This window comes from Streptomyces sp. NPDC002870 (assembly GCF_042888505.1).
GTDB lineage: Bacteria > Actinomycetota > Actinomycetes > Streptomycetales > Streptomycetaceae > Streptomyces.
This window is the reverse complement of sequence record NZ_JBIAPW010000027.1, coordinates 83,611-96,788: the sequence shown is the minus strand read 5'-3', so window position 1 is coordinate 96,788 and position 13,178 is coordinate 83,611. Positions and strand designations below refer to the sequence as shown.

Sequence of the window (13,178 nt, the reverse complement as noted above, 5' to 3'; positions counted from 1 at the left end):
TCACCAAGTGACTTGCGGCGACGGCCTGGAGACCCATCTTGAACGATCCGTACGAGACAACCGAGACGCAGCTCGAGCGACTCCTGGGTCGGGCGCTCAACTCCTTCGACCTGCCCGATGCCACGGTCGAACGGCTGGAGTCCGCGCTGGCGCACGCCAGTTCGCTGCACTCCTCGCACCACAGCGCGGCGCTGCATCGCGCGACGTACCGCCATGCCTATCTGCTCAGTGACGGCAGCTCCGTCGTCCTGTGGGAGCTGGTGCACAACACCGGACGCGGCGGCCCGGAGCAGCACGAGCTGTACACCGAGGAGTCGGAGGTCCGCCTCGCCGCCTCACGGCTGCCCGCGGGTTTCCCGGGCTTCGCCGGACCGGACGCGGGTCCCGTCTTGGATCCGGACGCCGATCCCGGCGCTGACCTGGACGCCGACCTGCAGCTTCTCGCCAGCCTGATGGCCACGCCGCCGGTCCCGCTCCCCCGGGTGTACGCCCCGGACAACTCCGCGGACCACGCCCGCCGTGTGCTGCGCCGCGCGGAGAACGCCGACCGGCCGGGTGATGAGACCGCGCGCCTGCTGAGGGCCGCGTTCGCCCACCACATCACGCAGGTCTTCGGCCGCCAGTACCGGGTGGAGGGCAGGGACGCGGGCTTCACCCTGTACGAGCACGCGTTCCTGCTGCTGGACGGGACGGAGACGAGCCTGTGGGAGGTGGAGCACACGGCGACGCCGGACGGCCGCCATATGTGCGAGGTGTACGGCGCGGAGCAGGCCGCGCGGGAGGCGATGGAGCTCCGGGCGCGGGTGCGTTAGCGGGCCCGCGGGTGCGTTCGGCCATGTGAGGCTAGGTGACCTTCCGGTAGGTCACATCGAAGTCGTAGGTCCATGTCTCGCCGTCGCCCGACCCTTCCCAGCGGCCGGTGATGGTCCTGCCGCCTCCGCCGATCGTGCCGGTGAAGCGCTGGTGGAACGCCGGTGCGGCCCGCCGGATCGTCCAGATCCCGTCCTGTACGTCGGTCTCATAGACCCGGGAGACTCCGCGTCTGTCGGCGTAGAGCATGGTGAACGTCCCCGCCGCGTCGTCCAGCCCGGTGACCGACTCGACCGGGAAGGGCGCGTTGTCCAGCCATTCACCGGGGGTGGACGCGTCGGGCTCCAGGTCCGCGTGCTGGAGGAGGAAGGCTCCGCCCGCCAGCCACGCGAAGGTCGTCCTGGCGCGTGCCACGAGCCGGCCGTCGATGGACGCGTCCATCAGCCACTCGCCCACGAGGGGCTCCAGCCGTTGGAGCTCGGGGTGTGTAGCCGTCTGCCGCACGCCCTTCTCCTTCCAGTCAGGCCGCCGCGAGCACCTGGGTCTCCTCCTCGGCCCCGGTCCGGACCTGCTCAGGCTGCCGCTTGCGCGCGCCCTTGAGGAGGATGACCAGGCCCGCGCTGACGAGCGTGCCCGCGACGATCGCAACCAGGTAGAGGAACGGGTTGCCGATCAGCGGTACCACGAAGATGCCGCCGTGCGGCGCACGCAGGGTGCACTCGAAGGCCATCGACAGGCCGCCGGTGACCGCGCCGCCCGCCATCGCCGCCGGGATCACCCGGAGCGGGTCGGCCGCGGCGAACGGGATCGCGCCCTCGGTGATGAAGGACGCGCCCAGCACCCAGGCGGCCTTGCCGTTCTCGCGCTCGGTCTTGGTGAAGAGCCTGCCGCGTACGACGGTGGCCAGGGCCATCGCCAGCGGCGGCACCATACCGGCGGCCATCACCGCGGCCATCACCTTGAGCGAGCCTTCGTTGGGGTTGGCGAGCCCGCCGACCGCGAACGTGTACGCGACCTTGTTGAGCGGGCCGCCGAGGTCGAAGCACATCATCAGGCCGAGGATGGCGCCGAGGATGACGGCGTTGGCGCCGGAGAGGCTGGACAGCCAGTCGGTGAGCGCCTGCTGGAGCTCGGCGATGGGCTTGCCGATCACCAGGAACATCAGGAACCCGACGACCGCGGACGAGATGAGCGGGATCACGACGACCGGCATGATGCCGCGAAGTGGTTTGGGCACTTTGAGGCGTTGGATCGCCATGACGGTGCCGCCCGCGAGCAGACCGGCGATCAGGCCGCCGAGGAATCCTGCGTTGATGGTGAGCGCGATGGCGCCGCCGACGAAACCGGGTACGAGACCGGGGCGGTCGGCCATTCCGTAGGCGATGTAGCCGGCGAGTACGGGGACGAGGAAGCTGAAGGCGAGTCCGCCGACCTGGAAGAGGAGGGCGGCCCAGCTGGTGTGGTCCGCCCAGGCGAAGTGCTCGGCGACGGACTTGGCGTCGGAGATCTCGTAGCCGCCGATGGCGAAGCCGAGGGCGATGAGGAGGCCGCCGGCGGCGACGAAGGGGACCATGTAACTGACGCCGGACATCAGCCACTTGCGCAGCTTGGTGCCGTAGCCCTCGCCGGGCTCGCCGGCTGCCTCGACGGGCGTGGCCTTGGCGGGACCGCTGACCTCACCGCGCGCGGCCTTGCCACGGACCTCGGCGATGAGCTCGGCGGGCCTGCTGATCCCGGCCTTGACGCCGACGTCGACGGTGGGCTTCCCGGCGAAGCGCTCCTTGTCCCGTACGGGCACGTCGTGCGCGAAGATCACGCCGTCGGCGTCGGCGATGACCTTGGGGTCGAGCCGGGTGAACCCGGCGGACCCCTGCGTCTCGACGGCGACTTGGACGCCGTGGGCTTCGCCGGCCTTTTCGAGGGATTCGGCGGCCATGTAGGTGTGGGCGATGCCGGTGGGGCAGGAGGTGACGACGACGATGCGGAAGGGGGTGGTGGTGTCTTCTCCCCCACCCCGCCCTCCCCCAGAGCTCCGCCTGGGTGGGGGTCCCCCCGGCGCAGCGGGGCTCCGCCCCGGACCCCCGGCCGCGTCGACGTCGGCTTCGCCGCGCTCGGCGGCCACCGGCTCCACACCGACGCCGGACAGGGCCCCGTCGCTGCCGACGGCTGCTTCTCCGCCGTCTGCGGCACGGTCGGCACCCGGCATCGAACCCGCGGCCGGTGCGCCAGCGGCGCTGTCGGGCGAAGCCGGCCCGCCCGGGGCCGTGTCGGCCCCCGCCGCCCCGTCATCTCCGCGCGTCCCGCCCGGCGAAGCCGAGGCGGCCGCGGCAGCCGCGCCCGCGCCGGTGTCCGGCACCGAACCCTCGGCCGGTGCGCCCGCGCCGGTGTCCGGCGAAGTCGGTGCGGCGGGGGCGGAGTCAGCGTCCGTCGCGGGCTTCGGAGCATCGCCGCGGATCAGTGCGGCGGTCGCGTCCGCGTCCGTCGCTCCCCTCAGCGTTCCCGTGAAGTTCTCGTCCATCAGGCGGCGTGCCAGGCTCGACAGGATCGTCAAGTGGGCGTCGTCCGCGCCCGCGGGAGCCGCTATCAGGAAGATCAGGTCCGCCGGGCCGTCCGGGGCTCCGAAGTCGATGCCCGAAGCGCTGCGGCCGAATGCCAGCGTCGGCTCGCTGACATGCGCGCTGCGGCAGTGCGGTATGCCGATCCCGCCGTCCAGGCCCGTCGGCATCTGGGCCTCGCGGGCCGCCACGTCCGCCAGGAAGCCGTCCAGGTCGGTGACCCGGCCAAGGGCCGTCATCCGCTCGGCCAGCGAACGGGCCGCGGCTTCCTTCGTGGTCGCGGCCAGGTCGAGGTCGACCAGGTCCGCGGTGATCATTTCGCTCATCGCGGGCTCCCTTGCTCAGTGAGTACTCGGTCCAGGGGGATGTCCGCGGTCACGGTGACCGCGGACGAGTCGAGGTCGGCCGGCTTCGGCATCACGCTGCCCGGCAGCTGGACCGCCGCCGCGCCGTGTGCGACCGCCGCGGACAGCGCTTCCGGGCCCCCACCGCCCGCCGCCAGGAAGCCGGCCAGCGAGGCGTCGCCCGCGCCGACGTTGCTGCGGACGGCAGTGACGCGGGCGTGCCCGTAGAAGGTGCCCGCGGACGACACCAGCAGCTGGCCGTCCGCGCCCAGGCTCGCCAGCACCGCGCCCGCGCCGAGCCCGCGCAGCTCCTCCGCCGCCTTGACCGCGTCGCCGACCGTGGCGAGCGGGCGGCCCACCGCCTGGGCGAGTTCGTCGGCGTTGGGCTTGACGACGTCGGGGCGTGAGCGCAGGGCGGCCAGCAGGCTCGGGCCTGAGGTGTCGAGGGCGACCCGCGCCCCCGCCGCGTGTGCCCGGGTGACCAGCTTGGCGTACCACTCGGGCGCGAGCCCCCGCGGCAGGCTGCCGCAGCACGCGATCCAGGCCGCGGACGCGGACCGCGCGGCGATGGCAGAGACGGCTGAGGCCGCAGCTGCCGAAGCGACCGCGGAGACCGCCGCCAGCAACGACTCGGCTTCTGAGGCGCTCAGCTCGGGGCCGGGCGCATTGATCTTCGTCAGCGTCCCGTCCGGCTCCGCCAGCGCGATGTTGGAGCGCGTCGAACCCTTCACCGGAACCGGCGCGACCTCGATGCCCTGCCCCGTCAGCAGCTCCGCGACGAGCGCGCCGGGCGCCCCGCCGAGCGGCACGATCGCGACCGTACGGTGCCCGGCGGCCGCGAGGGCCCGCGAGACGTTGACGCCCTTGCCGCCGGGGTCCATCCGCTCGGCCGTAGCCCGCAGGACTTCGCCACGGTCCAGCGCCGGGACCTCGTACGTACGGTCCAGCGAGGGATTCGGGGTGACGGTCAGGATCATGCGCGTACGACTTCCGTTCCAGCGGCCTCGATCACCGCGGCGTCCTTGGGGCTGAGCCCGCTGTCGGTGATGAGCAGGTCGACGTCGGCAAGGTCGCCGAAGCGGGCGAAGTGCGAGTGCCCGTGCTTGGCCGAGTCCGCCAGCAGTACCACGCGCCGCGAGGCCGAGACGGTCGCGCGCTTGACGGCGCCTTCGGCGAGGTCGGGCGTGGTGAGCCCGCCACCCACGGAGAAACCGTTGGCGCCGAGGAAGACCACGTCCGCGTGGATTTCTCCGTACGCCCGCAGCGCCCACCCGTCGACCGCGGCCCGGGTCCGGTGCCGAACCCGCCCGCCCACCAGGTGGAGGTCGATTCCGGGGTGGTCGGCGAGGCGCGCCGCGACGGGCAGGGCGTGGGTGACGACTGTGAGCGAGCACTCCAGCGGGAAGGCCGCGGCGAGGCGGCCCACGGTGGACCCGGCGTCGAGGATCACGCTGCCGTCCGCCGGCAGCGCGGCGAGCGCCGCGTGTGCGATGCGGTCCTTCTCGTCCGCGGCCGTGGACTCGCGCTCGGCGAGGTCGGGCTCGAAGTCGAGCCGCCCGGCCGGTATGGCCCCACCGTGCACCCGGCGGACGAGCCCGGCCCGGTCCAGCGCGTTGAGGTCGCGCCGGATGGTCTCGGCAGTGACCTGGAACTCCTCGGCGAGCGAGAGCACATCGACCCGGCCGCTGTCGCGGGCGAGTCGCAGGATCTCCTGCTGGCGCTCCGGTGCGTACATGTGGGTTTACATCCGTTCCGTACCCGAATCTGTGGTTTCACTTGCAGGCTACGCCCCGAATTCCGCAAAGTAAACAGATCCGGGCATGAAGAGCGCAGATATGGGGCGCGCCAGACATGGGTCGGACAGACACGGGGCGGACAGACACGGGCCCGGACAGACATGGGCCGGGCACATACAGAAAGGACCGGCCCGGGGAAGCGTCCCCGGGCCGGGCCTGTCAGCCGCACGAGATCAGTTGGCGAGCACCGGCTCCCGGTCGACCGGCCCTTCGGCCCCGGCGTCCGCCGCTCCCTCCACATGCTGCTTCGGCCGCGCCGGCAGCGCGAACATCACCACGAAGATCGCGACCAGCACCGCCACCACCCACCACAGCGAGTTCTGGAACGCGTCCCCGAACGCCTTCCCGACCGCGCTCGGCGCGATCCGGTCGTCGATCGAGCCGAAGAAGACCACCGAGACAAGCCCCAGCCCCAGCGCATTCCCCATCTGCATGGTGGTGTTGATGAGCCCGGACGCCGAGCCCGAGTGCTCGCGCGGCACGTCCGACAGCACCGCGTCCGTCAGCGGCGCCACGATCAGGCCCATCCCGACGCCCATGACGACCAGCGGGAGCGCCATCTGCCAGGACTGGATCCCCGTCCCGTACCGCCCGGCCTCCCAGATGTAGAGCAGCAGACCAGTGGCCATCGTCACCGCGCCCGCCTGCAGCACCTTCCGGCCGAAGCGCGGCACCAGCTTCTGCACGGACATCCCTGCCGCGGCGGACACGGCGATGGAGAAGGGGACGCCCGTCAGCCCCGCCCGCAGCGGCGACCAGCCAAGACCGATCTGCATGTACAGCGTCCAGACCAGGAAGAAGATCCCGCACGCGATCCCGAAGGTGAGCTGCACGGCGATGCCCGCCGCGAAGCTCTTCACCTTGAACAGCGACAGCTCGACGAGCGGCGAGCCGTCCTTGCGCGTCTTGTACTTCTCGTACATGACGAACGCAGCGAAGACGATCAGGCTGCCGGCCATGCACAGGTGACCCCACAGCGGCCAGCCCAGCTCACGGCCGCGCGTCAGCGGGTAGATCAGCATCAGCAGGCCGAGCGTGACCAGCGCGACGCCCACCAGGTCGAGCTTGAGCGCCTTCGGGGCGCGGGACTCGGTGATGTACTTCCGGCCCAGGATCAGCCCGGCTATGCCCACCGGCAGGTTGATCAGGAAGATCGGCCGCCACTCGAGGCCGAAGAGGTTCCACTGGGTCAGCAGCGCGCCGAGCAGCGGCCCGGACACGGCGCCGAGCCCGATGATCGCGCCGAACATGCCGAAGACCTTGCCGCGTTCGTGCGCCGGGAAGGTGACATGGATGATCGCCAGCACCTGCGGCACCATCATCGCGGCGGTCGCGCCCTGCAGCAGGCGGGAGGCGACCAGCATCTCCTCGTTCGCGGCGAAGCCGCAGAGCGCGGAGGCGAGCGTGAAGCCGGAAATGCCGATCAGGAACAGCCGCTTGCGGCCGTAGATGTCACCGAGCCGGCCGCCCGTGATCAGACCGGCGGCGAAGGCCAGCGCGTACCCGGCGGTGATCCACTGGATCGCACCGAAGGACGCTCCCAGGTCCCGCTCCATGCTCGGGATCGCGATATTGACGATGGTGACGTCGACCAGATCCATGAAGGCCGCGGTCATGACGATGGCTAGCGCGATCCAGCGACGACGGTCTGAAGCCGTATCCGGTACGGCGGACTGTGAACTCATAGGAAGGAAAGTAGAGGCGATGTAGGTCAGATCCCGACCTAAATAGGCGCCATCCTGAAGAACATGACGGATACTCCGGCACGACTCCTGAATCTGCTCTCCCTCCTCCAGACACCGCGCGAGTGGCCGGGCAGTGAGCTCGCAGAGCGCCTCGAGGTGAGCCCGCGTACCATCCGGCGCGACATCGACCGGCTGCGCGACCTCGGCTATCCGGTCGAGGCGACGAAGGGCGCGATCGGCGGGTACCGGCTGGTGGCGGGCGCCGCGATGCCGCCGCTCCTCCTCGACGACGAGGAGGCGGTCGCGATCGCGGTCGGCCTGCGCGCGGGGGCCGGCCATGCCATCGAGGGCATCGAGGAGGCCTCCGTACGCGCCCTGGCCAAGCTGGAGCAGGTGCTGCCGTCCCGGCTGCGGCACCGGGTGACCACCCTCCAGGCGGCGACGATCCCGCTCACCCGGGGCGACGGCGCGACGATCGACCCGCACACTCTGACGGTCATCGCGGGCGCGGCCACCGGGCGCGAACGGCTCCGCTTCGGCTACCGCGCGGGCGACGGCAACGAGACGAAGCGGCAGGTCGAGCCGTACCGCCTCGTATCGACCGGCCGCCGCTGGTATCTCGTCGCGTACGACATCGGCCGGGAGGACTGGCGTACGTTCCGGGTCGACCGGGTCTCCGAACCCTTCGCCACGGGGGCGCGCTTCGTGCCGCGGGAGTTGCCGACGGGCAGTGCCGCCGAGCTGCTGGGGCACACCATGTCCCGGCAGCCGGAGAACGACATCGACGTGACCTTCGACGCCCCGGCCGCGTTCGTGTCCGCGCGTCTGCCGGACACGCTGGGCGCGCCGGAGGCGACGGGTGAGGGGACATGCCGGCTGCGGGCGACGTCGACGGACTCGCTGGAGTGGGTGGCGCTCCGACTGGCGCTGGTGGACTGCGAGTTCACGGTGCACGGCCCGCGGCCGCTGGTGGAGTACGTGACGGACCTGGGCGCGCGCCTGACCCGGGCAACTCCTGTCCGGTGAGGCTGCGGGCCCAGGGCAGGGACGGGCACACGGCAGGGACGGGCACAGGACAGGGACGGGCGCAGGACAGGGACGGGCACAGGACACGAGGAGCAGGACACGAGGACAGGAAAGGACCCCGGCACCGGGGGGGGATGGTGCCGGGGTCCGTCTATGGGGGCTTGCGCCCGCCGCGGGCGATTACGCCGCCGCGTCGAAGCCCGTGTCGCGCGCCATCCGCTTCAGCTCCAGCAGCGCGTGCTTCTCTATCTGCCGTATCCGCTCCCGCGTCAGGCCGTGCTGCTTGCCGACCTCCGTCAGGGTGCGCTCCCGGCCGTCCTCGATGCCGTACCGCATGCGGATGATCGACGCCGTACGGTGGTCGAGCTTGCCGATCAGGTCTTCCAGCTCCTCGCTGCGCAGCAGCGTGAGCACCGACTGCTCCGGCGAGACCGCCGAGGTGTCCTCCAGAAGGTCGCCGAACTGCGTCTCGCCCGCGTCGTCCACCGCCATGTTCAGGCTGACCGGGTCGCGCGCCCAGTCGAGGACGTCGATGACGCGCTCCGGCGTGGAGCCCAGCTCCTTCGCGACCTCTGCGGCCTCCGGCTCCCGTCCGTTCTCCCGGTTGAACTCGCGCTGGACGCGACGGATCCGGCCGAGCTCCTCCACCAGGTGGACAGGGAGCCGGATCGTGCGGGACTGGTCGGCTATGGAGCGGGTGATCGCCTGGCGGATCCACCAGGTGGCGTACGTCGAGAACTTGAAGCCCTTGGCGTAGTCGAACTTCTCGACCGCGCGCACCAGACCGGCATTGCCCTCCTGGATCAGGTCGAGCAGGGGCAGGCCGCTGCGCGGATAGCGCCGGGCCACGGCGACCACGAGCCGGAGGTTGGAGCGGATGAAGACGTCCTTCGCGCGCTCGCCCTCGACGACCAGCGCCTCGAGCTCCTCGCGGGTGGCGTCGACGGCATCGCTCTCCACCTCTTCGCCGAGGATCTGCTGTGCATACACACCCGCCTCGATGGTCTTGGACAGTTCGACTTCCTTTGCGGCGTCGAGCAGTGGCGTACGTGCGATCTCGTCGAGGTACATGCCGACCAGGTCGCGGTCGGCGATCTCCCCGCCCACGGCACTGCTTGCCCGACTCGCCCCAGCGGACTGGGACTGACGACGGGCGACGGCACGGGTTGCCATGCGAGCTCCCTTGCTGAGTAGGTCGCGACACCCTCCCGGGTGCCCTGCATCCGTTGGAAACAACGACTGGAATCCGGACAGAATTCCCACGCGACACATCGATTTTCGTGATCTTGCAGTACCCTGTCCGGCGATCGGGAGGAAGAGTGTCAGAGGATCACACAGAGGTGCAGGTCAGGGCGGGCACGGAGGCCGATCTCGAGGCCCTCACGGAGCTTTACAACCACTACATACGTGAGACTGCCGTCACATTCGACACGACCGCCTTCACCCCCGAGCAGCGCCGCTCGTGGCTGCACTCCCACCCTGAAGACGGTCCCCATCGTCTTTTGGTTGCTCGGGATGTCCGTTCTGCCCTGCTTCTCGGGTACGCGACGAGCAGCCCCTTCCGCCCCAAGCCCGCGTACTCCACCTCGGTCGAGGTCAGCGTCTACTGCGCCCCCGACGCCGCGGGCCGCGGCATCGGCACACTCCTCTACAAGGCGCTCTTCGAGGCACTCGACAGTGAAGATCTGCACCGCGCGTACGCCGGGATCGCCCAGCCGAACGAGGCCTCGGCCCGGCTGCACGCGCGTTTCGGCTTCCGGCACATCGGTACGTACCGCGAGGTGGGCCGGAAATTCGGCCGGTACTGGGACGTGGCCTGGTACGAAAAGGACCTGGCAGCGACTAGCCGAACTGCAGGGACCGCTTCGCCAGGCCCATCCAGAAGCCGTCGATCACGCTCTTCCCGCTCTTGAGCTCGTCCTGAGACGCTCCCAGGGTGACGAACAGCGGCGCGAAGTGCTCGGTCCGTGGGTGGGCCAGTCGGCCCGCCGGGGCCTTGTTCTCGAAGTCCAGCAGCGCGTCCACGTCCGCCGCCGCGAGTGCCCGCCGCCCCCAGTCGTCGAACTCGGCCGACCAGCCGGGGGTCCCCTCATGCCGTAGCGCGGCCAGATTGTGGGTGAAGAAGCCGCTGCCGATGATCAGCACGCCCTCGTCGCGCAGCGGCGCGAGCCTGCGCCCGACGCCCATCAGCTTCTGCGGGTCGAGCGTAGGCATGGAGATCTGGAGTACGGGTACGTCGGCGCCAGGGAACATTTCCACCAGCGGGACGTATGCGCCATGGTCGAGCCCTCGGTCCGGGACATCCTGCACCGGCGTTCCGGCGGCGCGCAGCAACTTCCGTACGGATTCGGCGAGTCCGGGGGCACCGGGCGCGTCGTACCGGACCCGGTAGTAGTGCTCGGGGAAGCCCCAGAAGTCGTACACCAGCGGCACCGCCTCGGTCGCGCCGAGCGCGAGCGGGGCGTCCTCCCAGTGGGCCGAGACCATGAGGATCGCCTTCGGGCGCGGCAGGGACGCGGACCAGGCGGCGAGCTGGCCGGGCCAGACGGAGTCATCGGCGAGCGGCGGTGCGCCGTGCGAGAGATAGAGGGCGGGCATGCGCTCCGCGGCAGGGGTGGCATTCATGACTGCGGCTCCCGATCCACATCCGGTCCGATCGATCCGATCCGGTCCGGTCTACTCCGGTCCGGTCCGGTCCGGTCCGGTCTGCTTCCAGCTCCAGACCTACTTGAACTTTCAAGCTACATCCACCCTAACTCCACATAGTTCAACTTTCAAGGATGGGTCGTAGAGTGGGATACATGAACACGGCATCCACTGGTGGGGGCGGCCGCGAACCGCGCTGGCTCACCGAGGACGAACAGCGCGTGTGGCGCGCCTATCTCCATGCCACCACCCTCTTCGAAGACCACCTCGACCGGCAGCTCCAGCGCGACGTCGGCATGCCGCACATCTACTACGGCCTGCTCGTCCAGCTCTCCCAGGCCCCGCACCGCCGCATGCGGATGACGGAGCTGGCCATCGACGCGAAGATCACCCGGTCCCGGCTCTCGCACGCGATAGCCCGCCTGGAGAAGAACGGCTGGGTGCGCCGCGAGGACTGCCCCTCCGACAAGCGCGGGCAGAACGCCGTGCTGACGGACGACGGCTTCAAGGTCCTCGAACGCTCCGCACCGGGCCATGTCGAGGCCGTACGACAGGCGTTGTTCGACCGGCTCACGCCCGAGCAGGTCGCGCAGCTCGGCGAGATCATGCAGATCATGGCCGCCGGACTCCAGCCGCAGGACTCCGGCGCGGACCTGCCCTGGCTGCGCTGAGCCCACACGGCAACGGAAGGGCCCCGCCCGGGTTCGCCCCGGGCGGGGCCTTGTTTCACTGTGCGCGGCGTCAGTGCGCGACGACCGGGACCTTGATCTCGTCCTCGACGCCCTCACCCGACGACGCGGTGACCGAACCGGCCCCCGGGCGCCCGGTGTTGATGAACGTGAACGCGATCGCGGCGGAGGCCACCAGGATCCCGACCGCCCACCAGATCGCGGACGAGAAGCCGTGCACCATGGCCTGGAGCTCCAGCAGCTTCGGGTCGGTCGCTCCCGCGGCGTGCGAGGAGATGTACGCGGTCGTGGCCGAGGCCGCGATCGTGTTCAGCAGCGCCGTTCCGATAGCGCCGCCGACCTGCTGCGAGGTGTTGACCATCGCGGAGGCGACACCGGCGTCGGCCGGGTTCACGCCGTGGGTGGCCAGCGACATCGCCGGCATGAACGCCGTACCCATGCCAAGACCGAGCAGCACCTGCGCCGGCAGGATCAGACCCGCGTACGAAGTGCCGATCTCCAGCTGAGTCAGCATCAGCATGCCGAGCGCCGCGACCACGAAGCCGGGGCCCATCAGCAGCCGCGGCGCAACGCGGGTCATCAGCCGGGCGCCGATCTGGGTCGAGCCCACGATCATGCCCGCGATCATCGGCAGGAACGCGAAGCCCGTCATGACCGGGGAGTACCCCTTCACGACCTGCAGGTAGAACGTCAGGAAGAGGAACAGCCCGAACATCGCGATGATGGCGAGGCCCAGCGAGAGGTAGACACCGCCGCGGTTGCGCTCGGTCAGGACGCGCAGCGGCAGCAGCGGGGACTTGACCTTCGCCTCGGTGACGACGAATCCGGCGAGCAGCACCGCGGAGGCGACGAACATGCCCACGGTCAGGCTGTCGGACCAGCCGGCGGACTCGGCGCGGGTGAAGCCGTACACCAGCGCCACCAGGCCCAGGGTGGACAGAACGACGCCGGGGATGTCGAGCGAGGAGCGGTTGCGCGCGCCCTCCGGCTCACGGATCACGAGGTACGCGCCGACGGCGGCGACGATCGCGAAGGGGATGTTGACGAAGAAGGTCCAGCGCCAGTTCAGGTACTCGGTGAGGAAGCCGCCGAGGATCAGACCGACGGCGCCGCCGCCACCGGCGATCGCACCGTAGATGCCGAAGGCCTTGGCTCGCTCCTTGGCGTCGGTGAACATCACGGCGAGCAGCGAGAGCGCGGCGGGCGCGAGCAGCGCGCCGAACGCACCCTGAAGTGCCCGCGAACCGAGCAGCATGGCCTCGCCGGTGGCGGCGCCGCCGAGGGCGGACGCCGCGGCGAAGCCGAGCAGTCCGACGACGAAGGTGCGCTTACGGCCCCACAGGTCGGCGATGCGGCCGCCGAAGAGCAGCAGTCCGCCGAAGGCGAGGGCGTAGGCGGTGATGACCCACTGGCGGTTGGCGTCGGAAATACCCAGGTCCTGCTGGGCGGTGGGGAGCGCGATGTTCACGATCGTGGCGTCGAGCACGACCATCAGCTGGGCCACGGCTATGAACACCAGCGCTTTCCAGCGGCTGGGGTCCGGAACGGAAATATCGGCTGTTTTTGGCATGGGATGAGCCGCCTCAGGGTGCACAGGGGTCAAAAAAGGACGTGGTCAAAAGTGTTG

12 protein-coding genes are annotated in these 13,178 nt (G+C 70.5%); 4 read left to right on the top strand and 8 right to left on the bottom strand.

Annotated elements, in window-relative coordinates:
- Window positions 1–38 precede the first annotated feature (38 nt).
- Window positions 39–812 (top strand): DUF6227 family protein, encoded by a 774-nt coding sequence (locus ACFYWY_RS27730; protein WP_389190748.1) that lies wholly within the window; start codon window positions 39–41, stop codon window positions 810–812.
- 31 nt (window positions 813–843) lie between these two features.
- On the opposite strand, the gene ACFYWY_RS27725 is transcribed toward ACFYWY_RS27730, so the two are convergent.
- The 5 genes from ACFYWY_RS27725 to ACFYWY_RS27705 form a co-directional block, all read right to left on the bottom strand.
- Window positions 844–1,314 (bottom strand): hypothetical protein, encoded by a 471-nt coding sequence (locus tag ACFYWY_RS27725; RefSeq protein ID WP_389190747.1) that lies wholly within the window; start codon window positions 1,312–1,314, stop codon window positions 844–846.
- Window positions 1,315–1,330: 16 nt separating this feature from the next.
- Window positions 1,331–3,691, bottom strand: a complete 2,361-nt coding sequence (locus ACFYWY_RS27720) for a fructose-specific PTS transporter subunit EIIC (RefSeq protein WP_389190746.1) — start codon at window positions 3,689–3,691, stop codon at window positions 1,331–1,333.
- Entirely contained in the window at window positions 3,688–4,686 is a 999-nt protein-coding gene (pfkB, locus tag ACFYWY_RS27715; protein ID WP_389190745.1) for a 1-phosphofructokinase, read from the bottom strand. Before pfkB ends, ACFYWY_RS27720 begins: the two co-directional genes overlap by 4 nt.
- Window positions 4,683–5,444, bottom strand: coding sequence for a DeoR/GlpR family DNA-binding transcription regulator (locus ACFYWY_RS27710; RefSeq protein ID WP_389190744.1), 762 nt, complete (start codon window positions 5,442–5,444; stop codon window positions 4,683–4,685). The genes pfkB and ACFYWY_RS27710 overlap by 4 nt, the downstream gene beginning before the upstream one ends.
- A 234-nt stretch (window positions 5,445–5,678) precedes the next feature.
- Window positions 5,679–7,190 (bottom strand): MFS transporter, encoded by a 1,512-nt coding sequence (locus tag ACFYWY_RS27705; protein WP_389190743.1) that lies wholly within the window; start codon window positions 7,188–7,190, stop codon window positions 5,679–5,681.
- A 63-nt stretch (window positions 7,191–7,253) separates the two neighbouring features.
- Here ACFYWY_RS27705 and ACFYWY_RS27700 point away from each other — a divergent pair, with 63 nt between their 5' ends.
- Window positions 7,254–8,216, top strand: coding sequence for a helix-turn-helix transcriptional regulator (locus tag ACFYWY_RS27700; RefSeq protein ID WP_389190742.1), 963 nt, complete (start codon window positions 7,254–7,256; stop codon window positions 8,214–8,216).
- Between the two features lie 180 nt (window positions 8,217–8,396).
- Here the strand turns inward: ACFYWY_RS27700 and ACFYWY_RS27695 are convergent, their stop codons facing one another.
- Complete coding sequence (locus ACFYWY_RS27695; RefSeq protein WP_389190741.1) at window positions 8,397–9,389, bottom strand: RNA polymerase sigma factor RpoD/SigA; 993 nt, start codon at window positions 9,387–9,389, stop codon at window positions 8,397–8,399.
- 146 nt (window positions 9,390–9,535) lie between these two features.
- On the opposite strand from ACFYWY_RS27695, the gene ACFYWY_RS27690 reads away from it, so the two are divergent.
- Window positions 9,536–10,129, top strand: a complete 594-nt coding sequence (locus ACFYWY_RS27690; protein ID WP_389190740.1) for a GNAT family N-acetyltransferase — start codon at window positions 9,536–9,538, stop codon at window positions 10,127–10,129.
- On the opposite strand, the gene ACFYWY_RS27685 is transcribed toward ACFYWY_RS27690, so the two are convergent.
- Window positions 10,059–10,841 (bottom strand): dioxygenase, encoded by a 783-nt coding sequence (locus tag ACFYWY_RS27685; protein ID WP_389190739.1) that lies wholly within the window; start codon window positions 10,839–10,841, stop codon window positions 10,059–10,061. The two genes, ACFYWY_RS27690 and ACFYWY_RS27685, sit on opposite strands and share 71 nt — an antisense overlap.
- A 167-nt stretch (window positions 10,842–11,008) precedes the next feature.
- Between ACFYWY_RS27685 and ACFYWY_RS27680 the strand changes: the two genes are divergently transcribed.
- Window positions 11,009–11,533, top strand: a complete 525-nt coding sequence (locus ACFYWY_RS27680; RefSeq protein ID WP_389190738.1) for a MarR family winged helix-turn-helix transcriptional regulator — start codon at window positions 11,009–11,011, stop codon at window positions 11,531–11,533.
- Window positions 11,534–11,603: 70 nt separating this feature from the next.
- Here the strand turns inward: ACFYWY_RS27680 and ACFYWY_RS27675 are convergent, their stop codons facing one another.
- The gene (locus tag ACFYWY_RS27675; RefSeq protein WP_389190737.1) at window positions 11,604–13,121 is read right to left on the bottom strand and encodes an MFS transporter; all 1,518 of its coding nucleotides are present in this window, start codon (window positions 13,119–13,121) and stop codon (window positions 11,604–11,606) included.
- Between the last annotated feature and the right edge of the window lie 57 nt (window positions 13,122–13,178).